The organism is Paenibacillus plantiphilus (assembly GCF_927798095.1).
In the GTDB taxonomy this organism is placed as follows: Bacteria; Bacillota; Bacilli; order Paenibacillales; family Paenibacillaceae; genus Paenibacillus_Z; species Paenibacillus_Z plantiphilus.
In genome coordinates this window covers 25,290-50,818 of sequence record NZ_CAKMMF010000022.1, presented here as the reverse complement: position 1 = coordinate 50,818, position 25,529 = coordinate 25,290, and the positions used below count along the sequence as shown (strand labels likewise).

General features: G+C 50.9%; 19 protein-coding genes. All 19 read left to right on the top strand.

The features are described 5' to 3' along the window. Positions 1–11: 11 nt before the first annotated feature. Positions 12–1,280 (top strand): adenosylhomocysteinase, encoded by a 1,269-nt coding sequence (locus L6H65_RS18240; RefSeq protein ID WP_236344143.1) that lies wholly within the window; start codon positions 12–14, stop codon positions 1,278–1,280. A 916-nt stretch (positions 1,281–2,196) separates the two neighbouring features. Next, a complete protein-coding gene (locus L6H65_RS18235) occupies positions 2,197–3,357 on the top strand; it encodes a DUF4349 domain-containing protein (RefSeq protein ID WP_236344088.1) in 1,161 nt (386 codons plus the stop codon). A gap of 80 nt (positions 3,358–3,437) precedes the next feature. Beyond that, entirely contained in the window at positions 3,438–3,743 is a 306-nt protein-coding gene (locus L6H65_RS18230; RefSeq protein ID WP_236344087.1) for a hypothetical protein, read from the top strand. Positions 3,744–3,979: 236 nt separating this feature from the next. Beyond that, the gene (gene mraZ, locus L6H65_RS18225) at positions 3,980–4,417 is read left to right on the top strand and encodes a division/cell wall cluster transcriptional repressor MraZ (RefSeq protein WP_219870871.1); all 438 of its coding nucleotides are present in this window, start codon (positions 3,980–3,982) and stop codon (positions 4,415–4,417) included. A gap of 48 nt (positions 4,418–4,465) precedes the next feature. Further along, positions 4,466–5,398 (top strand): 16S rRNA (cytosine(1402)-N(4))-methyltransferase RsmH, encoded by a 933-nt coding sequence (rsmH, locus tag L6H65_RS18220; protein ID WP_236344086.1) that lies wholly within the window; start codon positions 4,466–4,468, stop codon positions 5,396–5,398. A 57-nt stretch (positions 5,399–5,455) separates the two neighbouring features. Continuing rightward, positions 5,456–5,857, top strand: a complete 402-nt coding sequence (ftsL, locus tag L6H65_RS18215) for a cell division protein FtsL (protein WP_236344085.1) — start codon at positions 5,456–5,458, stop codon at positions 5,855–5,857. 10 nt (positions 5,858–5,867) lie between these two features. Beyond that, a complete protein-coding gene (locus L6H65_RS18210; protein ID WP_236344084.1) occupies positions 5,868–8,054 on the top strand; it encodes a penicillin-binding transpeptidase domain-containing protein in 2,187 nt (728 codons plus the stop codon). 119 nt (positions 8,055–8,173) lie between these two features. Next, entirely contained in the window at positions 8,174–10,114 is a 1,941-nt protein-coding gene (locus L6H65_RS18205) for a stage V sporulation protein D (protein WP_236344083.1), read from the top strand. 243 nt (positions 10,115–10,357) lie between these two features. Further along, complete coding sequence (locus L6H65_RS18200; RefSeq protein ID WP_236344142.1) at positions 10,358–11,845, top strand: UDP-N-acetylmuramoyl-L-alanyl-D-glutamate--2,6-diaminopimelate ligase; 1,488 nt, start codon at positions 10,358–10,360, stop codon at positions 11,843–11,845. Beyond that, complete coding sequence (locus tag L6H65_RS18195) at positions 11,842–13,302, top strand: UDP-N-acetylmuramoyl-tripeptide--D-alanyl-D-alanine ligase (protein ID WP_236344082.1); 1,461 nt, start codon at positions 11,842–11,844, stop codon at positions 13,300–13,302. Before L6H65_RS18200 ends, L6H65_RS18195 begins: the two co-directional genes overlap by 4 nt. A gap of 15 nt (positions 13,303–13,317) precedes the next feature. Continuing rightward, complete coding sequence (gene mraY / locus L6H65_RS18190) at positions 13,318–14,274, top strand: phospho-N-acetylmuramoyl-pentapeptide-transferase (RefSeq protein ID WP_236344081.1); 957 nt, start codon at positions 13,318–13,320, stop codon at positions 14,272–14,274. A 1,285-nt stretch (positions 14,275–15,559) separates the two neighbouring features. After that, positions 15,560–16,999: a UDP-N-acetylmuramoyl-L-alanine--D-glutamate ligase gene (murD, locus tag L6H65_RS18185; RefSeq protein WP_236344080.1), complete on the top strand. Its 1,440-nt coding sequence runs from the start codon at positions 15,560–15,562 to the stop codon at positions 16,997–16,999. 45 nt (positions 17,000–17,044) lie between these two features. Beyond that, entirely contained in the window at positions 17,045–18,142 is a 1,098-nt protein-coding gene (gene spoVE, locus L6H65_RS18180) for a stage V sporulation protein E (RefSeq protein WP_236344079.1), read from the top strand. Positions 18,143–18,148: 6 nt separating this feature from the next. Beyond that, entirely contained in the window at positions 18,149–19,258 is a 1,110-nt protein-coding gene (gene murG / locus L6H65_RS18175) for an undecaprenyldiphospho-muramoylpentapeptide beta-N-acetylglucosaminyltransferase (RefSeq protein WP_236344078.1), read from the top strand. A gap of 175 nt (positions 19,259–19,433) precedes the next feature. Then, the gene (murB, locus tag L6H65_RS18170; protein WP_236344077.1) at positions 19,434–20,339 is read left to right on the top strand and encodes a UDP-N-acetylmuramate dehydrogenase; all 906 of its coding nucleotides are present in this window, start codon (positions 19,434–19,436) and stop codon (positions 20,337–20,339) included. A 15-nt stretch (positions 20,340–20,354) separates the two neighbouring features. Further along, complete coding sequence (murA, locus tag L6H65_RS18165; protein ID WP_236344076.1) at positions 20,355–21,635, top strand: UDP-N-acetylglucosamine 1-carboxyvinyltransferase; 1,281 nt, start codon at positions 20,355–20,357, stop codon at positions 21,633–21,635. Positions 21,636–21,717: 82 nt separating this feature from the next. Next, complete coding sequence (locus tag L6H65_RS18160; RefSeq protein ID WP_236344075.1) at positions 21,718–22,488, top strand: cell division protein FtsQ/DivIB; 771 nt, start codon at positions 21,718–21,720, stop codon at positions 22,486–22,488. A gap of 228 nt (positions 22,489–22,716) precedes the next feature. Further along, complete coding sequence (ftsA, locus tag L6H65_RS18155; RefSeq protein ID WP_236344074.1) at positions 22,717–23,958, top strand: cell division protein FtsA; 1,242 nt, start codon at positions 22,717–22,719, stop codon at positions 23,956–23,958. 17 nt (positions 23,959–23,975) lie between these two features. Continuing rightward, entirely contained in the window at positions 23,976–25,112 is a 1,137-nt protein-coding gene (gene ftsZ / locus L6H65_RS18150; protein ID WP_236344073.1) for a cell division protein FtsZ, read from the top strand. Positions 25,113–25,529: the final 417 nt, after the last annotated feature.

Sequence of the window (25,529 nt, the reverse complement as noted above, 5' to 3'; positions counted from 1 at the left end):
GTTGTTGGATGATGAGTATTCATGCTAAGGAAACAAGTATTGTTACTGACCTGGCGCTTGCGCCGGAAGGTCATTTGAAAATTGAATGGGTTGCGGCGCATATGCCGGTATTGAACCGGATTCGTGAGCAATTCGAGCAGGAGCAGCCTTTTAAAGGACTGAAGGTTGCAATTTCTCTTCACTTAGAGGCAAAAACCGCTTATCTGGCTAAAGTAGTGCAGGCGGGAGGAGCGGAGGTTACCATTACAGGCAGCAATCCATTGTCCACACAGGATGATGTATGCGCGGCGCTCGTAGAGGATGGCATTACAGTATTCGCCAAATATAACCCGGAGCCGAAGGAATACAAGGAGCTTCTTATTAAGACGCTCGAAACGAAGCCCGACCTCATTATTGACGACGGCGGCGATCTGATCTCTATTCTGCATGCGGAGCGTCAGGACTTGATGACTCAGGTGCGCGGAGGAGCGGAAGAAACGACGACAGGCATTCTGCGTCTGAAAGCAATGGAGAAGGACGGGGAACTCAAATTCCCGATGGTTGCAGTTAATGATGCATTCTGCAAATATTTGTTCGATAATCGTTACGGTACAGGTCAATCCGTATGGGATGGCATTAATCGGACGACGAACCTTGTGGCAGCGGGCAAGACGGTTGTTGTTGTCGGCTACGGCTGGTGCGGCAAAGGGGTTGCGATGCGTGCCAAGGGTCTTGGCGCGAACGTTGTCGTGACCGAAATTGACGGCATTAGAGCGGTAGAAGCCTATATGGATGGCTACACCGTGCTGCCGATGATTGAAGCAGCCAAGGTTGGCGATATTTTCGTAACAGTAACCGGCAATCGCGACGTTATCCGTGGCGAGCATTATGAAGTGATGAAAAACGGTGCAATTCTGTCCAATGCAGGCCACTTTGATATCGAAGTGAACAAGCCGGAGCTGGATGCGCTTACAGCTGAGAAGCGCGTCGTGCGTCGCAATATCGAAGAGTACAAGTTGAAGGATGGACGCAGCATCTACCTGCTGGCGGAAGGGCGTCTTGTTAACCTGGCTGCTGGGGACGGACATCCGGCAGAGATTATGGATATGACTTTTGCGCTTCAGGCGATGTCTCTCAAATATGTGAACGATAATTACAAAGCGCTTGGCGGTACAGTTGTCAACGTTCCCTATGCACTTGATGAGCAAGTAGCTCGCTTCAAGCTGGAATCGCTTGGCATCGGCATCGATAAGCTGACTGAAGAGCAGAAAACTTATCTGGAGAGCTGGACCGAGCATTAAAATTCTGTATGATGCAAATGGATGCGATTGATCCATTGAAATCTTTCGGGATGCAAATTGAATCGGTTGATCCAATGAAATCAATGAAATCAATGAAATCAATGAAATCAATGAAATCAATGAAATCAATGAAATCAATGAAATCAATGAAATCAATGAAAATGATCCAATTGCCGTCTGGGCTGAATTCTAACGAATTCGGGCTCAGGCGGTTTTTTAACTCTTCAGAAAGTATAAAATTGCTACCCTAATCAAGAGAGAGTGGACTGTGGGAATCCAAAGAATGGACTCAAGCTGTTCGTGTACGAAGGTTGTCATGTTATGCGTGGAGTGCGAGGCGTCGATGCCGGAGACTACTGTAAGCGGACAAATCCTGCTTAAAGCTGCTGCAAGGAACGCGACCGGTTGTTTAAGCAGGAGAAATCGTCTTACAGCGCGAGCGAGCGAGTGAATGGGGCTGCGGTGGAGACGATAAGCGGACAAAAACCGCTTACAGCTGCCAGAAAGCGGGTGATCCTTCGTATAAGCGGGAAAAATCGTTTTACAGCCTGGCCCGAATGAGTGAATGAGATGTGTTTCGAGTATTAAAGAGGTGTACTAGAGTGCGAAGTTGAGTTGCATCTATTCTCCAAATCCAAAAGGACCGTCAGGATGCCCCCCCCGCCCCTTCCCTGACGGTCCTTTTATTATAGTCATACCACTTGGAGAATCAGGAAGCATGCCTTGGGAATACACCGAAAAGAGGCGAAATGGAGTTACTGCCTCAGCTGCGCTTCAAGTTGCTTTTCAGTTGCTAACCAGTTTGCATTCGGAGTTGTTTTATCCTTCAGCCTCTCGCCAACTTTGCAACTTCTTCCATTGTATAAACGTCTAGTGGATATCATCAGAGTCGCATATAGATAAGGGGGACTAGAGAATGTTGGATGATCGCAAAGGAATGTATTGGGGGAGGCTTGGCATCATTGCTGCCATCTTGGTGACGCTGGCGATTGTTGCCGGATGCGGAGGGAACGATAACGAAGCAAGCGAACAAGGAAACAATAAAGCATTTAACGGTGCAGCGAGCACGAGCCAGAGTCAGGTAAATGAAGTTTCGCTAGAGAGCCCCCAAGAGGCTAAAGCTCTTGAGGGGGAAACTTCAGGAGTTTCCGCGAATGCGAATTCATCGACCACAGCAGATCGGGCTGCCGATACAGCTGCGGGAAGTGAAGGCGCTAGAGGCAGTGGTGGAGACGCATTGGCAGCGGATCAAAGCAGTCAAAAGCGCAAGCTCATTTATTCAGCAAATATTAATATGGAGGTTGAAGATTACGCGAAAACCAGAACTGCTTTACAGAACATAATCAATTTATCTGGTGGATATGTGCTGGATTTCGCGGATCAGAAGTCGACCTATGAGCTTGGCGGCACGTATACGATCAAGGTTCCTTCCACTGGCTTTACGCCATTTTTGGCACAGCTGGAGGGGATCAGCCATTTGAATTATGAAAGCAGTATGAAGGGTACGGATGTGACGGAGGAGTATGTCGATCTGGAATCGAGGCTGAAGGCGCGTCAGATTGTGGAGAGCAGGCTTATCGCTTTTATGGAGAAAGCGACGAAGGCTGATGATCTGGTCAGATTCTCAACCGAGCTCGGGGATGTTCAGCTGGAGATTGAACGTATTAAAGGAAGAATGCGTTATTTGGACCAGAACGTTGCTTTCTCTACAATCGAATTAAGGATCTATCAGCTGCTAGAGCCGACAGTGAAGGCTGCGGAAGAAGAGAAGCCTGGTTTTCTGGAAAGAATAACCGATGCTTTAACAGGCAGCGCGAATGTTGTCTATGCGTCTATTCAGGGTCTGCTGGTCTTTATTGCCGGGGCACTTCCGGTATTAGTAGTGCTTGCTGTAATAGCTGTTCCGGGATATATGATCTATCGTCGCAATCGCAGAAGATTCGGCGGCAGCAGGCCAGCTAGCGGAGGTGGCTATGGAATGAAAGTGGATACGACACCTGAGAGCAATGATAAGACAGCGGGAGAGCAGGGGAATCAACGGCCAGCGGAATCCGATGCCGACAAGGATACAAAATAATGAAAAAAAGAGAGAGAGCTGCATCACCTGCCTTGAGGGGATGATGCAGCTCTCTTTTCTATTTATCGAGTGATGTATAGATGTCAATGGTATTGCAGGCGTTTGCTTGCGCGCTGCAGGGCGCAGCGGATGGCTGCTTGTTTGGCGAGCTCTCGTCGATCCTCGTCGCTGCTGCTGGCAAACTGGGGAGAGCGGTACAGCTCGATGAGCGCTTCTTCGCTTGCGGCGGCGGCTTCGGCATCATCACCGAGCAAATAGTGAGCAACCTGATAGCAGAGATGCTCGACGGGGCGCAATTGCTCTATTCTGTATTCAGCAGTGGCGTTCATAACGTCAATCATTCTCTCCTTTGCAGCTTGCAATCATTCTTGGCACAACGGATTTAAGGGGCGATAACAGCTATTAGGGGTCAGTAAATATAATTTGCGAATATTGACACTCATAGCTTACACGAACTGGCGAAGGAAAAAGTTTCAAAATTGTAACAAGATTAATCGCATAAAATATTTTTAATATTATGGCTGCAGGAGCAGGAATTTTGTTTTGAGTGGCGAATAGTTCAACTCTAGTGGTGAAAAGTGGGGCTAAGTGGTGGATTAGGGGGAAGGGGTGGAGCGGCCTTATGTTTATGGGAGAGCATCAGCATAGTATTGATGACAAAGGCCGAATCATTATCCCAGCCAAATTCCGCGACAGTCTGGGTGAACAGTTCATCGTTACCCGGGGTCTCGACAACTGCTTGTTCGTTTACCCGATGAGCGAATGGAGTGTGCTGGAGCAGAAGCTCAAGGCGCTGCCGCTTATGAAGTCGGATGCCAGAGCATTCTCCCGTTTCTTCTTCTCGGGTGCTACAGAATGCGAACTTGATAAACAGGGAAGGGTAAACCTACCGAATACGTTATGCGAATATGCGAAGCTGGATAAGGATTGCATCATACTCGGTGTATCGAACCGGGTGGAGATATGGAGCAAGCAAATATGGGAGGGCTATTTCAAGCAGTCGGAAGAAACATTCAATGACATTGCAGAGAAGCTCGTTGATTTTGATTTTAATTTCTAGATCGCTTGCGGCTCTTAGCGGCGACTTATTAGCCGGGAGGGCTGCATCATGTTTGAACATATTACGGTACTTAAGGAAGAAGCAGTCGATGGTTTGGCTATTAAGCCAGACGGAATTTATGTCGATTGCACGCTGGGCGGAGCGGGACATAGCGAGCTGATCGCATCCAGGCTTGGAGCGGGCGGAAGACTGATTGCGCTAGACCAGGATGACTGGGCGCATGAGAATGCGGTTGTCCGATTGGCTCCATACATAGACAAGGTGACATTAGTCAAGCGTAATTTCCGCTATTTGGAGCAGGTGCTGCGCGAGCTTAATATTGCCGGTGTAGATGGCGTGCTGTTCGACTTGGGCGTATCCAGTCCGCAGCTTGATGAAGCGGATAGAGGATTCAGTTATAACCATGATGCGCCGCTTGATATGCGGATGGATCAGCAGGGGATGCTGACAGCTGGCGACATTATTAATACGTGGGAAGAGCGTGAAATATCCCGCATCCTTGCAGACTACGGAGAAGAGCGATTCGCCCGCAATATTGCGAAAAAAATTGGGCTGGCGCGTCAGCAGAAGAGCATCGAAACGACAGGCGAGCTTGTAGAGCTTGTGAAAATGGGGATTCCTGCGGCCGCGAGGCGTACAGGGCCGCATCCAGCCAAGCGGACTTTTCAAGCGCTGCGTATTGCAGTTAACGATGAGCTCGGCGCAGAGGAATCAGCGCTGGAAGCGACGATCAGGGTGTTGAATGCTGGTGGAAGAGCATCAGTCATTACGTTCCACTCGCTGGAAGATCGTATTTGCAAGCAGATGTTTGCGAAATATATTGAAAAGTGCAGCTGTCCGCCAGATTTTCCGATGTGTGTCTGCGGGAGCAACGGCGTGCTGAAGCTTATTAACCGCAAGCCGATCGTGCCAAGCGAGGCGGAATTGGAGCAGAATCCAAGAGCCCGTTCGGCCAAGCTGAGAGTTGCAGAGAAACTATGAACATAAACTTTTGCACCAATAGATATCAGGAGATTAACAGGGAGGGAAATAGATAAGATGGCATATGTGAATGGTAATCTGGCACTTCAGCCCAAGAAGAAGACAACACCGCCGCAAACATTTCGTGAGACCAAAAAGGTAGTTGTGAAACGGAAGTCGCTGCCTGTCCAGGAGAAATTGCTGTACATGTTCACCATTCTTGTATGTGTGCTTGTGGCGAGCGTCATTCTATTTCGTTATGCGCAAATCTATGAGATGAATGCAGATGTTAGAGATATGACGAGAAAGTACGAAAAGATGGCAGTTGAGATGAAGGAGCTGCAAATACAGGTCGAGAAGCTCAAGAATCCGGAGAGAATTACTGAGCAGGCAAGAAAGACAGGCATGATTGAGAATGATCAGGATCCGATTAAAGTGAAGACAGGGGATAACTATAACGAGACTGCAATGAAGGAATAAGGAGACCGCTATGACAAAACGGATAAAGCTGCGCACATTGCTGATCGGAGGGTTCATTACCCTCTTTTTTGCTGTTCTGGTAGGTCGAGTCTATTGGGTACAGGTTGTTGAAGCAGAGTTCTGGGCAGACAAGGCAAGAGAGAGTTGGTCAAGATCCGAGAAGCTCATTCCAACTCGGGGAACAATCACAGACCGGGATGGCAACGTGCTGGCTATGGATGCCCAAGGCTATACGGTTGCGGTCAATCCACAGTTGATTAACAAGCTGGGGCTGGAGGATGTCATCGTCAGCAAGCTGCATAACGTATTGGGCAAGCCCGAATCCGAGGTGCGTGAAATTGTTACCTCCAAGAAGGAGAACGGCGAGTTCCGGCAGCAGCGCGAGGTGCGCAACGAAGGTTGGAAGATTGACAAGGAGCCTGCCGATCGCCTTGAGAGGTTCAAGGAGGAGCTTGAGGAGCAGTATGATGTGAAAGACGTCGGAATCTACTTGATTAAAGAGCAGAAACGCTATTATCCTAAGGACAATATGGCTTCACATATAATAGGCTACGAGGATAAGTCAGGCGAAGCCAAAATGGGGCTTGAAGCAGCTTTGGATGAAGTGCTGCGCGGTGAAGAAGGAGAAATCAAGTACGAGAAGGACGGCAACGGCGTCATTCTTGAGAATGGCAAGGTTGAATTCAAGCCGTCGAGGGACGGGAAGAACGTCAAGCTGACAATCGATGCGGAGATTCAGCATTATGTGGAGTCAGCCATCAAGGAAGCTTACAATAAGTACCAGCCGAAAAGCATTACAGCGATAGCGGCAGATCCTCAGACGATGGAAATATTGGGGATGGCGAACCTTCCCGATTTCAACCCGAATCAATATGGGGATTTCAAGCCGAAGGACTTTGCTAATCATGCGACCAGAGCGCTTTATGAACCGGGCTCTACCTTCAAGATCGTAACTTTGGCCGCGGCCATTGAGGAAGGCTATTTCGACCCTAATGCGACTTATCAATCAGGAAGCATTCGTGTACCGGGCTCGTCCAAACCTATCTTTGATCACAAAAGATCAGGCTGGGGACCGATCAGTTATCTGGAAGGATTGAAGCATTCCAGCAATGTCGCGTTCGTCAAGCTAGGATATGAGATGCTAAAGGCTGATAAGCTGAAGGATTATATTACAAGGTTCGGCTTTGGTCAGAAAACAGGCATTGAGCTGAGTGAGAATAGGGGCAACGTCGGCTTTAATCTTAGCCGGAATATCGAAGTGGCGACAGCGGCGTTCGGTCAGGGTGTTGTTCAGGTTACAGGCATTCAACAGGTTGCGGCCGTAGCAGCCGTTGCCAATGGCGGCAAGCTGATGGTGCCCCATCTGGTGAAGGAGATCGAAGATCCTGTCACGAACAAGACGGAGATTATTGAGTCGAAGGTTGTGCGCAAGGTCATCTCCGAGAATACTGCAAAGCTGGCTGGCGATTATTTGGAGCAGGTCGTATCCGACGGTACAGGGAAAAATGCTTATATCGAAGGATATCGTATTGCAGGCAAGACAGGAACAGCGCAGAAGGTTGAGGGCAAGGGTTATTCGACAGATAAATATGTCGTCTCCTTTATCGGGTACGCCCCGGTTGAAAATCCCAAAGTGATCGTCTATGTCGTTGTCGACGAACCGAATGACAGCAACTTAGGCGGCGGCGCAGTTGCTGCGCCTGTATTCAGGGAGATCATGCTGCAAAGCCTCCGTCATCTGGGTGTCAAGGCCAGTCATACAGATTCAGAGAAGGCGATTGAGCAGAAGGAGCAAACTGTGAAGGTTCCTGATCTGACCGAGCTTAAGCTGGCACAGGCTGAAGCTGAGCTTAAAGGCCGTTCACTCAGCAGTGTGGTAGTCGGGAAAGGCGGCACTGTACTGCAGCAAATTCCGAAGGCAGGAAATACTGTTAGCCCTACGCAGCGAATTTATCTTATTACGGAGGATCGGACGAAGCTCTCGATCCCCAATATGAGTGGTTTATCGCTTCGCGACGCGCTTGAAATTTGTTCTCTTCTGCAAATTCGCGTTTATACCGAAGGACAAGGCTTCGTAACCTCACAAATGCTCGCGAAACAGAATGGCGAGCGAGTGATCAAGCTCAAGCTGTCTCCTCCAGATAAGGAGATGCTGGTTGCAGCGGCAGATGAAGAAGCCGGGAACAAGGAAGAGTAGACGCCTGAGCAGGTGTCTACAGCTTGTTCTATCCCCCTGTCATTCCGAATAGGCTTGGATTAAGCAATGGGATGGGTATCATTCCGTTACTTGCTTGCCATTTTGGAGGGGGGCTGCAAATGAAGGTTTCGAACGCAACGATAAGACGTCGTTTATTCATTGCGCTGCTCGTTGCAGTGCTTGCTTTTACAATGCTGGCTGGCAGATTGGGCTATGTGCAGCTGTGGACGGGAGAGGAATTGGCCGCCAAGGCGGAGAATTCCTGGCGCCGGGAAATTCCATTTTCAGCGAAGCGGGGAGAGATTAGAGACCGAAACGGCATCGAACTTGCGTATAATATAAGCTCCCCCACTATTATGGCGATTCCGGCACAGATTAAAGATGCGCCCTCAACTGCCGCTCAGCTGGCTGGAGTGCTGGGCATGCCAGCAGATAAAGTGCTGGCAACCATCAAGAAGAGGCAGTTGATTGTGCGCATACAGCCGGGCGGTCGCAAGATCACGACGGACAAAGCGAAGCAAATTAGAGATCTGAATCTGCCGGGCATCGTTGTAGCAGAGGACAACAAGCGTTATTATCCGCTTGGCAGCTTCGCTTCTCATGTCCTTGGATTTACGGGGATCGATAACCAAGGCCTGACGGGGATTGAAGCCAAGTACAATGATATGCTTGTAGGGATAAACGGCAACATCTCTTATCTTGCAGATGCCAAGGGACGGCTGATGCCGGGCTCCTCTGATACGTACTTGAAGCCGAAGGATGGCCTGAATCTGGAGCTTACGATCGATAAAGGGGTACAGATGATTATGGAGCGGGAGCTGGACCAGGCGATGGTCAAGCTTCAAGCCGATAACATTATCGCGATCGCGATGGACCCTAATAATGGCGAGATACTGGGCATGGCCAGCAGACCAACGTATGAGCCGGACAAATACCGCGAGGTGGACTCGCAAATCTATAATCGCAATTTGCCGATCTGGATGACGTATGAGCCAGGCTCGACCTTTAAAATTATTACGCTGTCTGCAGCATTGGAAGAGGGCAAGGTAGACCTCAAGCACGATCATTTCTTTGATCCCGGCGCTGTAGAAATCGGCGGAGCCCGTCTTCGCTGCTGGAAGAAGGGCGGGCATGGCAGCCAGACATTCCTTGAGGTTGTGCAAAATTCCTGCAATCCGGGGTTCGTCGCACTTGGCAACCGATTAGGCAAGGACAAATTGTTCGAATATATTAAAGGGTTCGGCTTCGGCAAGAAGACAGGCATTGATCTGGGCGGCGAAGAGAACGGCATAATGTTCAAGATGAGCCAGGTTGGCCCCGTGGAGCTGGCAACGACCGCATTCGGCCAAGGTGTTTCGGTAACGCCGATCCAACAGATTACTGCGGTTTCTGCTGCTATTAATGGCGGAACCTTGTATAAGCCCCATGTTGCGAAGGCGTGGATTAATCCAGACACCGGCGAGGTTGTCGATGAGGTAGAGCCTGAGGTCGTGCGCAAAGTGATCTCGGAGCGAACGAGCCAGCAGGTGCGCGAAGCGCTGGAGATGGTTGTGGCAAAAGGGACCGGACGCAACGCTTTTATCGACGGTTATCGTGTGGGGGGCAAGACAGGCACAGCCCAGAAGGTTATTAACGGCCGCTATTCGCCTAATGAGCATATCGTATCCTTTATTGGCTTTGCTCCGGCGGATGATCCGAAGATTGTCGTCTATCTCGCTGTTGATAACCCGCAGGGCATTCAATTCGGAGGTGTCGTTGCTGCCCCGATTGTCCATAATATATTGGCTGACGCCTTGCCATATATGGGCATACCCCCTCGTCAGAAGCAGATAGAACGGGATTATAAGTACGGTGAGACGCGTATTGTGACCGTGCCGAATCTTATAGGCAAGACGGTATCCGATATCTATGAGGATTTGAACATGAACTTTAACCTGACCTCAGCGGGAAGCGGCGATACAGTTATTCGCCAGGCGCCGGCTGCTGGATCACGCGTGGAGCGCGGGTCGACGATTCGGATCTATTTGGCCAAGGATGATGATGAAACACACAATCATTGACTATAATGATAGAGAGGCTGCATAATCGGCTCGACAGCTCGACAGCTCGACAGCTCGACAGCTCGACAGCTCGACAGCTCGACAGCTCGACAGCTCGACAGCTCGACGGCTCGACGGCTCGACGGCTCGACGGCTCGATTGATCAACAGCCCGACAGCCAAATAGTTTGACGACTTGACAGATGATTACGGAGCGCTGAATCGGTGTATGCGCTTTTGCTGGATAGAGGAGGAACATAAGATGATGCAACTGGAACAGCTGGCTTCCCTGCTGCTGACATCCCGAATTATTGGCGACAAAAAGGTAGCGGTGAACGGTATTCAATTTAATTCGCGAAATGTTGTTCCTGGCGACTTGTTTCTATGCTTGCCGGGCCATAAGGTCGATGGCCATGATTTTGCTGCTCGCGCAGTAGAGCAAGGAGCTGTGGCGCTTGTAACAGAGCGTGAGCTTCATATTGCTGTACCGCAGCTTATCGTGAACAATAGTCGGCTTGCTATGGCAATAATCGCGGATTATTTCTTCGGACAGCCAAGCCGGAAGCTGAAGCTTATTGGTGTTACAGGGACGAATGGCAAGACAACGATAACTTACTTGCTGGAGCGTATTTTTGCAGATGCAGGGTTTATGCCGGGTGTTATTGGAACAGTAGAAACACGTTATGGCTCCACGACACTGCCGATGTCCGGCACTACGCCGGAGGCGCTTGATCTGCAGCGTTATCTTGCCGAGATGGCTTCGGCTGGAACGGATTATTGCGTCATGGAGGTTTCCTCCCATGCGCTGGATCAAGGACGGGTGAAGGGGTGCCGTTACCGGACAGCGATTTTTACGAATTTGACGCAGGATCATTTGGATTATCACGGTACGATGGAGCGTTACGCCGCTGCGAAGGGACTGCTGTTCTCCCGCCTTGGCAACTGCTATAGCGAATCGCCGGAGGAGCGATCCTATAGTGTGCTGAATGCGGATGATCCGGCTTCAGAGGCATTCGCTGCAGTAGCCGCAACCGAGGTCATTACATATGGCGTGGATCGCGAAGCAGATGTGAAGGCGACCAATATTCGCATTACGGCGCAGGGCACTTCCTTTCATGCGGAGACGTTCAAGGGCAGGGCGGAGATCACTTTGCGCATGGTTGGCAAATATAATGTTTACAATGCGCTAGCTGCCATTTGCGCGGGATTGATTGAGGGTATTCCTTTGGAACAGATAAAGCAAAGTTTGGAAGCTCTCCCGGGTGTGCCGGGGCGCGTGGAATCCGTCAACGAGGGGCAGTCCTTCGCAGTTATTGTTGATTACGCGCATACACCTGACGGGCTCGAAAATGTGCTTCGCGCGGTCAAGGAATTTGCGGTTGGCCGTGTCATATGCGTCTTCGGCTGCGGTGGCGACCGAGATCGGACGAAGCGCCCCATCATGGGTCAGATGGCGGTACGGTACGCCGATTATGCCATCGCAACCTCGGACAACCCGAGATCGGAAGATCCCGAGCGCATTCTAGCCGATATTGAAGAGGGGTTTGTGCAGGGAGGAACTCCGCGATCGAAGTACCAGATATTGCTAGATCGACGGCAGGCGATTCAAAAAGCGGTTGAAATGGCCAGCCCTGACGATGTAGTATTGATTGCGGGGAAAGGTCATGAAACGTATCAAATCATTGGCGGTGTCACGTCCGATTTCGATGATCGTGAAGTGGCCAAAGAAGCGATAAGGAGTCTTACATTGTGATAAAACGAACGTTAGGGGCCATTGCCTCCATGTGCGGAGGAGCATTAAGCGACCCAATCTTTGCCGATATCGGTATCGTTGGTGTGACGAAGGATTCGCGCGATGTCAGGCAAGGCCAGCTGTATATACCGTTAGTCGGAGACAATTTTGACGGTCATGATTTTGCTGTCAGCGCACTGGAAAACGGTGCAGCGGCTTGTTTGTGGCAGTCAGATCGGCCACTGCCGGAATCATTGGCAGCAGTGCCGCTGGTGCTGGTTCAGGATACGCTTGTCGCGCTTCAGCGGCTCGCATCCAAATACCGTGATGAGCTGGACATTCGCGTCATTGGAATAACTGGAAGCAACGGCAAAACGACGACCAAGGATATGGTAGCGTCCGTGCTTGGCGCTGTTTTTCGCGTTCATAAAACCGCTGGGAACTTGAACAACCACATCGGACTGCCGCTGACTGTGCTGCAGCTGGACGAGACAATCGATATTGCGGTATTGGAGATGGGGATGAGCGGATTCGGTGAAATTGAGCTGCTGGCCTCGATCGGCAAGCCGGATATCGCGATCATTACGAATATAGGCGATGCACATATGCTGCAGTTGGGCTCACGCCAAGGCATTGCCAAAGCGAAGCTGGAGATCATTGCCGGATTGAAGCGCGGCGGGCTTCTCCTAATGAATGGCGATGAGCCGCTTCTGACTGACAATGCGGAGCTGCACAATATGCTGTCTGCTGCGGGGGCGAAGGTGCAGACTTTCGGACTTGAGGCTGGCAATGACTGGCGCGCTGCTAATATGTCAATAACGACAACGGCCTCCGAATTTGATATTGTGGCTGGAGAAAATATGCAGGATAACACGGCGGCAAGCGGGCTCCGAGCTGCTTCCATCCCGCTTCCCGGGCAGCATAATGTGGCGAATGCATTGGCAGCGATTGCGGCGGCAATCAGGCTCGGAGTAGATGGCGAGAGTATCCGGCAGGGGCTTCAAGGAATCGAGCTGACTGGAATGCGCATAGAGCCCGTACGCGCGTACAATGGTGCGATGGTGCTCAATGACGCCTACAACGCGAACCCGACAGCTGTTCGTGCGGCAATCGATCTGGTAGCGCAGTTGGACGGATACAGGCGCAAGTGGCTCGTATTGGGCGACATGCTGGAGCTTGGGCCAGACGAAGCGGAGATGCATCGTGAAATAGGGATGTATATTACGCCCGATAAAGCCGATGCAGTGCTTACATTCGGAGAACTATCGAAGCAAACAGCGCGAGGCTCTGCGGAGCAGTTCGGCATTCAAGCCGTGTCATCAGACGAAGCGGGCGAGCGTGCAGTTCAATCATTTGACGATAAAGAACGGCTTATAGAAAGATTGCATGCACAGCTTCAGCCGGAAGATCTTGTACTTGTGAAAGGATCGCGCGGCATGCGTATGGAACAGATCGTTCATGCGCTGCAGCGCGATTAAAGAGGTGGGGTCAACATGGACATCAAGGTTATATTGCTGTCAATCGGCGCAGCCTTCTTGCTAGCGATATTATTCGGGCCGCTGTTCATCCCGGTGCTCAGACGAATGAAATTCGGGCAGCAGATACGAACGGACGGTCCGCAGAGCCACCTGAAGAAGTCGGGCACGCCAACGATGGGCGGAGTTATCATCATGCTGGCGATGCTGCTGGCATTTCTCAAATTTTCAGATAAAACCGCTGAGTTCTGGGTGCTGCTAGTCGCGTCGCTTGGCTTCGGGCTGGTTGGATTTCTGGATGATTATATCAAAATCGTCTTCAAACGTTCATTAGGCTTGACAGCTCTTCAGAAGCTGATTGGGCAATTTTTATTTTCCGTAATCATATGTGTCCTACTCTATCAGATGGGTCATAGTACAGAGGTTAGCATTCCAGGAACCGAGATGGCATTCGAGCTTAGTTGGGGCTATTATCTCCTGGTCGTCATCATGCTGTTCGGAACAACGAATGCGGTTAATTTTACCGATGGCGTAGATGGTCTGCTGGGCGGGACTGGCGCGATAGCCTTTGGCGCATTTACAATATTGGCAATGCATGTGAGCGAGCATGAATCCGCTGTATTCTCAGCTGCTATGGTGGGGGCATTGCTGGGCTTTCTTGTGTTCAACGCGCATCCGGCGAAAGTGTTCATGGGGGATACTGGATCACTTGGAATCGGCGGAGGGATGGCAGCAGTAGCAATTTTGGCTAAAATGGAAATACTGCTTATTATTATAGGCGGCATTTTTGTTATCGAGATGCTGTCAGTGATCCTTCAGGTTGGCTCGTTCAAGCTGAGGGGCAAGCGCATATTCAAAATGAGTCCGATTCATCACCATTTTGAGCTATCCGGCTGGACCGAGTGGCGTGTAGTTACCGTATTCTGGTTCGTAGGACTGCTATTCGCAGCCATCGGACTAGTGCTGGGAAGATAATCAGCAATCGCTGCGCTGCAGCAGAACTAACACATCGCAAACGGAGCATAACTGCAAAAGTAGCACGATGCTTCGCGAACGGAGCACAGCTAGAAAAGTAGCACGATGCTCCGCAAACGGAGCATAGCTGCAAAAGTAGCACGATGCTTCGCGAACGGAGCATAGCTAGAAAAGTAGCACGATGCTTCGCGAACGGAGCACAGCTAGAAAGTAGCACTATGCTCCGCAAACGGAGCATAGCCAGAAAGTAGCACGATGCTTCGCGAACGGAGCAATAGCTAGAAAGTAGCACGATGCTTTCGCGAACGGAGCATAGCTAGAAAGTAGCACGATGCATCGCGAACGGAGCATAGCTAGAAAGTAGCACGATGCATCGCAAGCGGAGCATTGCTGCAAAAATACATCAAAATTCGTCAAAACAGAGGGAAAAGAACAAGCTTACTGCAAAAATACAGTTAAATCCGAAGTATTTGAGTAAAAAGAGTGCAAGCCATTCATTTAGATGTATTTTTGCAGCAACGAGGCTCAAAACGAAGAGATCACTGATTCATAACTGTATTTTTGCAGTAATGGTTGAAGCCTTACAAGTAACTTGGTTGAAATTTACATGGTTGAAGCCTTACAAGTAACTTGGTTGAGATTTACATGGTTGGAGCTTTAAAGTGGTTGCAGTTGAAACTCAACATGAGCGGGTCTTACCACGAAGTTTTAGAAAAAGCTATCGTGTAACATTGAGCTTCGGTGGAAGAGCGACTGTAAGTGCTGCGTATGCGGCAGCATATGGAACTATAGGATTTTCGCGTATGGAGCAGGTGCATGCGGCAGCAGGCACAGGCAGGCACAGGGGAGCGTCGTCGATAGCTGTCAAATCGTACAGAGCTAGCGGGGGAGATTCGCGGTAAGGTGAGCGAGTTTACCGGCATCACGCACCGCGTACAGCTCTTAGAGCGCGGTTTCGCTGCATGACGGCGGTGGTCCGCCGACCACTAACAAGGCGTAGTAGAGCGTGTCCCGGAGGGACGAAAGCGACAAAATAGGAAGAAAGCAGAACAAAAGAGAGGCTCTGCAGCTGGGACGTTAATTGGGACGTAGTCGTCGTAGCTGGGGAGCGGGAGCAGATGAGTGTGTCCCGGAGGGACGAAAACGGGAAAATGCGTCGAATAATGTAGGGAGCGGCGCATGAGAGCAATCGACAATCGTCGGGTGTCCAGAGGGCGGAGCCCTTTGGGGTCCCCCTTACCAAGGGGGATTTAGGGGGTTGTCACCTATTTAGGAGGGAATAAACATGGAGAGTCCGGCATCATACCGGGATAAGCGCATCGTCGTGCTTGGCCTCGCCAAGAGCGGCGTCAGCGTCGCCAAGCTGTTCCATAAGCTTGGGGCACAGGTTACCGTAAATGACAATAAAGATCGGCAATTATGCCCCGAAGCGGACGAGTTGGATGCTTTGGGTGTTTCTGTTATATGCGGGGGTCATCCTGAAGGACTGATAACGAAGGAGACGGCGCTTGTTGTCAAAAACCCGGGCATACCCTACAGCGTGGAGCCGGTGCGCCAAGCGCTTGAGCTCGGCATCGAGGTTGTGACAGAGGTTGAGGTTGCCTACCTGCTGTCGCCAGCACCGATTATAGGCATTACAGGCTCCAATGGAAAAACAACGACGACAACATGGATAGGCGAAATGCTGGAAGCAGCGAATATGCAGCCGATTGTCGCAGGTAATATTGGAACGCCACTATGCGAAGCGGCTCAGTCGGCAGAAGAGGACAATTGGATCGTTGCCGAGCTCAGCAGCTTCCAGTTGAAAGGAACGACCCAGTTCCAGCCCAAGGTGTCACTGCTGCTCAACGTAGTGGAAACCCATTTGGACTACCACGGTGGAATGGACGATTATATCGCGTCCAAAGCCAAGCTTTTTGCGAACCAAGCATCTGAGGATTGGGCCGTTCTTAATGCGGACGACCCTGTTTGCCGACATATAATAGAAGAGGGAAATATTAAGGCGCAAATTATCCCCTTCTCCATTACACAGACGCTTACATACGGCGTATTTATAGAACCGCCATTTCCTGAGGACCTCGCTGCACCCGCAGATAGTGCGGCGGAGCGTATGATTGTACATCGGGACCGTGATGGCATTGCACATCCGATTCTTCCTGTCTATGAGCTCGGCATTCCAGGTCGCCACAATGCGGCGAATGCGCTTGCCGCTATCGCAGGCTGTCTGGCAGCCGGCGCAGAGCTTCAATTACTGCTGAAGCCGCTGCGGGAGTTCCGCGGCGTCGAGCATAGATTGGAGCTTGCAGGAGAATACAAAGGAGTTGCTTATTATAACAACTCCAAGGCGACCAATTCTGCAGCCACGATTATTGCGCTGCGTTCATTCCCAGGACGCATTGTACTCATCGCCGGAGGATTGGATCGGGGCTCTGATTATTTGGAGCTGCTGCCCCATTTCCGCGATCAGGTGAAGGCGGTCGTGCTGCTGGGCGAGACACGAAGCAAGCTGGCTCATGTTGCGGAGCTCGCAGGTTTAACAACGGTCATTATCGTCGAACCTGAGAAGGACGCCGAAGCGACGCTGCACCGGGCGGTGCGCGAAGCCGCCTCCATTGCGGAGCCGGGAGATATTGTTCTCCTCTCTCCAGCCTGTGCGAGCTGGGATATGTTTAAATCCTACGAGCAGCGCGGGAGAATGTTTAAGCAATCGGCGCATACCTTGTAAGTAGGGGGCTAGTCCCTACTTACGGATGCAAGAGGTGTTTGCGCGATGGCAAAAGCCAAGTCCGCTCCCGATGTATGGATGATCGGTTCAATTACACTTATACTCGCCATTGGCCTAGTAATGGTTTACAGCGCGAGTGCAGTGCTCGCCTTTCATGAGTTTGGCGATCCTTACTATTATGTGAAACGGCAATCACTATTTGCGCTGCTAGGTGTCGCAGCAATGTTTGTCACGATGAACACGCATTATTCGATGTGGAAAAAGTGGTCGAAGCCAGGTCTGATTATCTGCTTCGTATTGCTGGTGATCGTTCTGATACCTGGCATCGGAGTAGTTAGGGGCGGTGCGCGAAGCTGGCTTGGGATCAGTTCGTTCGGTATTCAGCCCTCAGAATTTATGAAGCTTGCCATGGTTATTTTTCTGGCCAAAATGCTGTCGGAGAAGCAGCAGGCCGTCACACTTTTCGCTAAAGGGCTGCTGCCCCCGCTAGGCATACTCGGCCTTGCGTTCGGAATTATTATGATGCAGCCTGATCTCGGCTCAGGAGCTGTAATGGTTGGTGCTTCTCTTATTGTCATCTATACGGCAGGGGCGCGGCTGGCTCATCTTGGCTCGCTCGCCATGATTGGCGTGCTGGGTCTCGTTGGTCTAATTATTGCGGCTCCTTACCGCATGCTGCGCATCACGGCATTTCTGGATCCATGGGGTGATCCGCTGGGCGCAGGTTACCAGATTATTCAGTCGTTGTATGCGATAGGACCAGGCGGCTTAGTCGGTCTAGGTCTTGGCATGAGCCGTCAGAAGTTCAACTATTTGCCTGAGCCGCAGACGGACTTTATATTTTCTATCGTCGCGGAGGAACTGGGATTCATAGGCGGGGCCGCAATTATTCTATTATTCGCCATCCTGGTATGGCGTGGAATGCGGGCCGCAATAGCCGCTCCGGACACATTCGGCAGTCTGCTGGCAGTAGGAATTGTCGGCATTGTCGCTGTACAGGTATTTATTAATATTGGCGTCGTTATCGGCATGCTGCCGGTGACGGGCATTACACTGCCGCTGGTGAGCTACGGCGGGTCATCGCTGACGCTGCTGCTGACAGCGCTTGGCATCCTGCTTAATATATCCCGTTATTCGAGGTGAATTGACATGCGTATCGTATTGACAGGCGGCGGAACAGGCGGCCATATCTACCCTGCTCTTGCGATCGGCAAACAGGTGGTGGAGGAGGATGGGAGCTCGTCCATTCTGTATATCGGATCTCCTAACGGATTAGAGAGCCGGATTGTGCCCGCTCAGGGCATCCCTTTTGAACCCGTCGAGATATCAGGGTTCAGACGCAAGCTTTCTTTTGAAAATATTAAAACCGTCATGCGGTTTCTAAAGGGAGTCCGCAGATCCAAGCAGCTGCTGCGCAAGTTCAAGCCGGATGTCGTAGTCGGCACTGGCGGCTACGTATGCGGACCAGTAGTCTATGCGGCAGCGAAGCTGGGCATACCGACGCTTATCCATGAGCAGAATGCTGATCCTGGATTAACGAACAAGTTCCTCGCCCGCTACGCGGGCTGTGTTGCAGTGAGCTTCAAGGAGTCGCTGCCTCGCTTCAACGCAGCGAAGCGGATTGTCAATACTGGCAATCCTTGCGCAACGAATGTTGTGCGCGCGATCGCTGACAATGGCTATCAATCGCTGGGCTTGCAGAGCGGAAGCCGGATCGTGCTGATGGTTGGCGGGAGCCGGGGCGCGAAAGCGATGAATGATGCCATGGTGGACATGGTGCCGCTGCTGGGGCGGTTGCCGGATGTCCATTTTGTATTTGTTACTGGAGAGAGCTATTATGATGGGACAATGGAACGGATGAAGAGGGTTATGCCGCGTATTTCGAACAACATTCACCCCTTGCCTTATTTGCATAATATGCCGGAGGTGCTGGGCGCTGCAACACTTATAGTGAGCCGCTCCGGGGCATCATCCATTGCGGAAATTACGGCATTGGGCATACCATCCATCCTCATACCATCACCCAACGTGACGAATAACCATCAGGAAGCCAATGCTCGCAGTGTTGCCCAGTCAGGCGCAGCCGAGATGATTATAGAGAAGAATTTGAGCGGGGAGTCGCTTTTTGAGCATATTTATTCGATTATGACGGATGAGCAGCGGTTAAGTACAATGAGTGAAGCCTCTTTGAAGCTTGGCATGCCGCAGTCTGCCTCCATGATCGTCAGTGAGCTGAAGAAACTAATAGAGGACCGATAAGCGTCATATAGGCGGTTGTCACACTCCTGTGCGGGAGGGCATAGTATACCCTATAATCGTGACCGTCACCCGGCGGGCCCGCCATCCGAGGATGGTGTTCTCAGGAAGGGGCTTCCCGGCTTGACAACGAACGCCAGTAATCTGACAATCGCTTAAAGCTAAGGAGGTACGACAAATGAAGCAACTATTGACAGAAATGCAGCAAACGAATATTGGCAAAGTGTTGTTGAATGAACCGCTTTCTGCCTATACAACATGGAAAATCGGCGGACCCGCCGACGTTCTTGTCATTCCCCACAACAAAGAGCAGCTTATGTCAGTCGTCCGCCTGCTTCATAAGAATGGCATGTCGTGGACCAATCTTGGGCGCGGCTCCAACCTTTTGGTTAGCGATAAGGGGATTCGAGGCGTCGTCATCCAGCTGGGGGAAGGATTCAATTACGTGCAATTCCAAGGCTCGCTCGTTCACGCCGGAGCCTCTCATTCCTTCATCAAGCTGTCTGTATTGGCGGCAAAAGAAGGACTGACAGGCTTGGAATTTGCAGGAGGGATTCCTGGTTCCGTTGGAGGAGCCGTCTATATGAATGCCGGTGCCCTCGGTTCGGATGTGTCACGCATTTTCAAATCAGCAGAGCTTGTGCTGGATACAGGGGAATTGGTAAACCACAACCTTGAGAGGATGGCGTTCTCCTATCGCCATTCGGTATTGCATAAGCAGCAGGGGATTGTTGTCAGCGCTACGTTCGAGCTGAAGGAAGGCGTCAGGGGAGAGATCGCATCCTGCATGGCTTCTAACAAAGAACGCCGGCTTCGCACGCAGCCGCTGCAGTTGGCAAGCGCAGGCAGCGTTTTCCGCAATCCGCCGAATGATTATGCCGCGCGTCTCATAGAGGAGGCAGGGCTGAAGGGTCTTCGCACCGGGGGAGCGGAGGTATCGACGCAGCATGCCAATTTCATTGTCAACACAGGGCAAGCGACAGCTGAGGACGTTCTCACCCTCATGGCAACGATTCGCAGCACGATTAAGGATCGGTATGGAATCGATCTGGTGCCGGAAGTATTGGTTGTGGGTGAGCGGTAATTCGGAGGTGATACATTGGACAAATTGGTGATTGAAGGCGGGAAACCACTCTCAGGAACCATTGTTATCCAAGGAGCGAAAAATGCCGCTTTGCCGATCTTAGCTGCCAGCATGCTGGTGGAAGGAAAAGTGACGATCGATCACGTACCCAAGCTGCTCGATATCGACGTCATGCTGAACATATTGCGCGATCTGGGATGCCGAGCAGAGCACAGCAATGACACTGTCATGATTGACAGCTCCTCAGCTGTTTCCTCTCATGTTCCGGAAGAGCTCATGCGTTCCATGCGTTCATCCATCTTCTTAATGGGGCCTCTTATTGCTCGATTTGGCGAAGTGACCATTTATCAACCAGGCGGCTGTGCGATCGGCGAGAGAAAGATCGATCTCCATCTGCGAGGCTTGATGTCGCTAGGCGCACAGATTGAAGAGAAGGGCAGCCGAATTGTCTGTCATGCTAAACGGCTGAAAGGCGCGGAGATCCATCTGGATTTCCCAAGCGTGGGTGCAACGGAGAATATTATGATGGCCGCTGTTCTGGCGGAAGGGTTAACGACAATCAGCAATGCCGCTCGCGAGCCAGAGATTCAAGATCTGCAGCGGTTTCTCAACACGATGGGCGCCAAGATTATCGGTGCAGGCACAGATACGATTACGATCGAAGGCGTTGAGAAGCTCACTCCCTGCCGGTATCAGGTCATTCCTGATCGAATTGTGACGGGGACGGTCATGGTTGCAGCAGCGGCTACACGCGGTCAGGTCACCTTGCAAAATACGAACCCCGCCCACCTGACATCCCTCATTCATGTGCTCAGGCGCGCAGGTGTTCAAATCGCAGTAGACGGTGATATAATTAAAGTCGGCTGCGCCAACCGTCCCAAGGCGATAGAGCGGATTGTAACCTCGCCATATCCTGCATTTCCAACCGATTTGCAGTCGCAGGTCATGGTAATGCTCGCACTCGCAGATGGTGTAAGCGTGATGAAGGAGACCATATTCGAGGGGCGCTTCAAGCATGTTGAAGAGCTGTCGCGCATGGGCGCAGATATACGGGTGGACTTGAATGCAGCCTTTATCAGAGGTGTTCCGCGGCTATACGGAGCAACGGTTGAGGCGACAGATCTGCGTGCGGGCGCTGCGCTTGTCATTGCCGGATTGGCGTCGCAGGGCAGGACAGTCGTAGAGCAGGTGCATCATATCGACCGCGGGTATGACCGCATAGAAACGATGCTGGGCCGACTGGGAGCGCGTATTTCGCGGCAATCACCCGTTCCGAATAATGGAATCGTTCCTTAGTTGATTAGATGGATATATCGTGAACGGCGGCGTTCTTTCCAGGCGTCATGCCGTTCTCGTTTGCACGGAGAGGGGACAAGCTATGCAAGAGAAAGTGCCCGTACTGCGGGAGCCTGTCCGAAAGAAACGACGAGGCGGCCGCAATTTACTTATCGTTATTATATTGCTGTTCATCGTCATACTATGCGTTCTATTCTTCAACTCTTCGATCAGCAAGGTTTCTGCCATTTCTGTAGAAGGGCAGAAATATTTGACGGAGCAAATGATTCAGCAGGCGGCAGGAATTGTATCTGGCGATGCCTATTTCGGCACTTCGGCGTCTGCCATCGAAGAGCGTATCAAACAATTGAAGCCGATTGAAAAGGTTGAAGTGACTAAATCTTTTCCGGGACGCATTCAAATAGTGGTGCAGGAATATCCTACAGTCGCATACGAGCTGTCCGATAAAGGAGAGCTTACTGCTATATTGTCCAATGGCGTCAGCGTTGCCGCTCCAAGCGGCGACTTGATTGTGGACAAGCCTATACTCTCCGGCTGGGAGCCGGGCGACCCCTTGAAGACAGAATTAAGCAAACAGCTGGCGAGTATACCTGCTGCTTCGTTAACTGATTTCTCAGAGATTATTCCATCCCCTACGAAGTCATTCCCGGATCGTATCCGCATTTATACGCGCACCAAGTTTGAGATCATAACGGCTGCTTCGCTGCTGCCTGACAAAATTTCGATCCTGAACAGCGTGGTAGAGACGCAGGAACCGGGGCTGGTGACGATGTTAATCGCGGATACATATGAATCTTTTGTACCAGAAGAAGTAGAAAATGAGGAAACAAATCAAAAAGAGGCTACTCAATAGCTTCAAAGAGTGATAGAATTTTAATTATGGGAATTTACAAACTCTTTTTTCTTTCTTAACAAGTTCTTGTACGGAATAAGCCGCATGCAGCGGCGCTGGAAACATTTGCAACCTTGAAAACTTTGTTGAAAAAAGAGGGAAAATATAAACCGCGTTGAATTAGTAGGAAAAGTGCGCGGAACTAACATATGACTGTACCAAAAACTGTTGAAACGGAGGTGCCACGGCTTGAGCAGCAACGACATCATCGTTAGTTTAGACATCGGTACATCCAAGGTTCGAGCTATTATTGGCGAAGTGAGCAACGGAGCCATTAATATTATTGGAGTTGGATCTGCCGACTCGGAAGGCATTCGCAAAGGCGCTATTGTTGATATTGACCAAACCGTGCAATCCATACGCAATGCGGTGGATCATGCAGAACGCATGGTTGGTATTCAAATAAGCGACGTTTACGTCGGAATTCAAGGCAATCATATCGCGTTGCAGACCAATCATGGCGTTGTAGCTGTATCGAACGAAGACAGGGAGATCGGCGAGGATGACATCGAACGGGTGCTGCAGGCGGCGAAGGTAGTCGCGCTTCCGCCTGAACGGGAGATTATTAACCTTGTACCGAAGCAATATCTGGTCGATGGTCTGGAAGGAATCTCTGATCCCAGAGGAATGATCGGTGTTCGCCTTGAGGCTGAAGCAACGGTCGTGACCGGCGCTAAGACGGCGATACATAATTTAGTCCGATGTGTGGAGAAAGCCAATCTGCGTATAGCTGGCGTCATTCTGATGTCGCTGGCATCCGGTCAAATGGCGCTCACCAAGGATGAGAAAATGATGGGAACCGTTCTGGCCGATATCGGGGCAGGGCAGTGTACGATCGCAATCTTTGAAGGCGGCAGCATTACGGCCACCTCTACGCTGCCTATCGGCGGCGAATATGTGACAAGTGATATCTCTTACGGACTCCGAACTCAAACGGAGCAGGCGGAGAAAATTAAGCAGAAGTTCGGCTGCTCGCTTATTGACGATGCTGCCGAGGATCAGAAGTTCAAAGTTATGCGAATGGGCAGTAATGTAGAGAAAGAATTTTCACAAGTCGATTTGGCCAATATTATCGAGCCGCGAATGCAGGAGATCTTTCATCTCATTCATCAGGAAGTGCGGCGTCTTGGATACGGGGACAAAGTGAACGGCTATGTTCTAACCGGCGGCTCCGTAGTTATGCCAGGAACGCTTGCACTCGCCCAGAGCGAGTTGGAATCATCAGTACGCATTGCGGTACCCGATTATATCGGCGTAAGAGATCCAGCATTCACAAGCGGCGTGGGGATGATTCAATACGTCTCGAAGTACATGCGTAACCGTTCTGTCAGCACAGCTAAGAAGAGCGCTAACAAGAAGACGGGATCCACTGCGTCGCCGAAACCCGGACTGTTCGAGCGGCTGAAAAATATGTTTAGCGAATTCATTTGAACGGGGGATACAACAGAATGTTGGAGTTCGATTTCGATATGGAGCAACTGGCCCAGATCAAAGTTATCGGTGTTGGCGGCGGCGGAAGCAATGCAGTCAACCGAATGATCGAGAATGGCGTTAAAGGTGTAGAATTTATAACGGTGAATACGGATGCGCAAGCACTCCATATGGCCAAATCCGAGCAAAAGCTGCAAATCGGCGACAAGCTGACTCGCGGACTAGGCGCAGGCGCAAATCCTGAGGTCGGCAAGAAGGCGGCTGAGGAATCGCGCGAGACGGTCATGAACACGCTCAAGGGCGCGGACATGGTATTCGTAACCGCAGGCATGGGAGGCGGCACAGGCACAGGCGCAGCGCCCGTTATTGCTGAGATTGCCCGCGAATGCGGAGCGCTCACAGTTGGGGTTGTCACTCGCCCGTTCACCTTCGAGGGCCGCAAACGTTCCGGTCAAGCTGAGCTTGGCATCGAGGCGCTCAAGGAGAAGGTCGATACGCTTATCGTCATTCCCAATGACCGCTTGCTGGAAATCGTAGATAAGAAGACGCCGATGCTCGAAGCATTCCGCGAAGCGGATAATGTACTGAAGCAAGCGGTGCAAGGCATCTCCGATCTGATCGCTGTTCCAGGCCTCATTAATCTTGACTTCGCTGACGTGAAGACCATTATGACAGAGCGCGGTTCTGCGCTTATGGGCATTGGCGCAGCAACAGGAGAGAACCGTGCGGCGGAAGCTGCGCGCAAGGCGATTCAAAGCCCGCTGCTGGAGACGTCCATTGACGGAGCGCGCGGGATCATTATGAATATTACAGGCGGAGCTAATCTGTCTCTCTATGAAGTGAATGAAGCTGCTGAGATCGTTATTTCTGCATCTGATCCTGATGTGAATATGATCTTCGGCGCAAGTATTGACGAGAACTTGAAGGAAGATATTAAAGTGACGGTTATCGCGACAGGTTTCGAGCATCGCGGAAGCCAAGCGCTTCGCCGTTCGCCAGGTGCTCAGACTGCGGAGGCTCCAGTGGAAACACGTCAGCCGTCGACAGGTACGAGCACAAGCACGGGTCCTAAGCCTTTTGGCAGCAACAACATTTCAAGTGACCAGCTTGATATTCCAGCATTCCTTCGCAATCGTCGCAACAACGATAGATAATTCTATCCATGCGAACCAAACCGTTTTCCGGATATTCGGAGAACGGTTTTTTCATGTGAAAATCAAGCTCAAAACTCAGCGGTTGACGTATCGAAGAACAATCCGCTAGGAGGCTCCGGGTTCGGAGGGTTCTTCCGATCGCTGTTAAAGCCCGATTTCTTCATTGTAGGGTGATTATAGGTTGAAATCAGGCTTTAAAGGCGAACACTATCGTTTCTTCAGAATCCCTCCAACCCTCCGCTGTGCCCGAACGCAAAGTCAACTACTGAATTTGAAATAGAGCTCAAATTGAAATAGAGCCCAAAATGAAATAGAGTCCAAAATGAAATAGAGTCCAAAATGAAATAGAGCCCGAAATGAAATAGAGCCCTCATATGCGTAACAGGATGAAAGATAACGGACAAAACCGACTACAGT

What these genes read in the sequence shown, in the direction of transcription:
- L6H65_RS18240 (WP_236344143.1), top strand. Translation starts at nt 12, where the DNA reads ATGAGTATTCATGCTAAGGAAACAAGTATTGTTACTGACCTGGCGCTT.
- L6H65_RS18235 (WP_236344088.1), top strand. Translation starts at nt 2,197, where the DNA reads ATGTTGGATGATCGCAAAGGAATGTATTGGGGGAGGCTTGGCATCATT.
- L6H65_RS18230 (WP_236344087.1), top strand. Translation starts at nt 3,438, where the DNA reads ATGTCAATGGTATTGCAGGCGTTTGCTTGCGCGCTGCAGGGCGCAGCG.
- mraZ (WP_219870871.1), top strand. Translation starts at nt 3,980, where the DNA reads ATGTTTATGGGAGAGCATCAGCATAGTATTGATGACAAAGGCCGAATC.
- rsmH (WP_236344086.1), top strand. Translation starts at nt 4,466, where the DNA reads ATGTTTGAACATATTACGGTACTTAAGGAAGAAGCAGTCGATGGTTTG.
- ftsL (WP_236344085.1), top strand. Translation starts at nt 5,456, where the DNA reads ATGGCATATGTGAATGGTAATCTGGCACTTCAGCCCAAGAAGAAGACA.
- L6H65_RS18210 (WP_236344084.1), top strand. Translation starts at nt 5,868, where the DNA reads ATGACAAAACGGATAAAGCTGCGCACATTGCTGATCGGAGGGTTCATT.
- L6H65_RS18205 (WP_236344083.1), top strand. Translation starts at nt 8,174, where the DNA reads ATGAAGGTTTCGAACGCAACGATAAGACGTCGTTTATTCATTGCGCTG.
- L6H65_RS18200 (WP_236344142.1), top strand. Translation starts at nt 10,358, where the DNA reads ATGCAACTGGAACAGCTGGCTTCCCTGCTGCTGACATCCCGAATTATT.
- mraY (WP_236344081.1), top strand. Translation starts at nt 13,318, where the DNA reads ATGGACATCAAGGTTATATTGCTGTCAATCGGCGCAGCCTTCTTGCTA.
- murD (WP_236344080.1), top strand. Translation starts at nt 15,560, where the DNA reads ATGGAGAGTCCGGCATCATACCGGGATAAGCGCATCGTCGTGCTTGGC.
- spoVE (WP_236344079.1), top strand. Translation starts at nt 17,045, where the DNA reads ATGGCAAAAGCCAAGTCCGCTCCCGATGTATGGATGATCGGTTCAATT.
- murG (WP_236344078.1), top strand. Translation starts at nt 18,149, where the DNA reads ATGCGTATCGTATTGACAGGCGGCGGAACAGGCGGCCATATCTACCCT.
- murB (WP_236344077.1), top strand. Translation starts at nt 19,434, where the DNA reads ATGAAGCAACTATTGACAGAAATGCAGCAAACGAATATTGGCAAAGTG.
- L6H65_RS18160 (WP_236344075.1), top strand. Translation starts at nt 21,718, where the DNA reads ATGCAAGAGAAAGTGCCCGTACTGCGGGAGCCTGTCCGAAAGAAACGA.
- ftsZ (WP_236344073.1), top strand. Translation starts at nt 23,976, where the DNA reads ATGTTGGAGTTCGATTTCGATATGGAGCAACTGGCCCAGATCAAAGTT.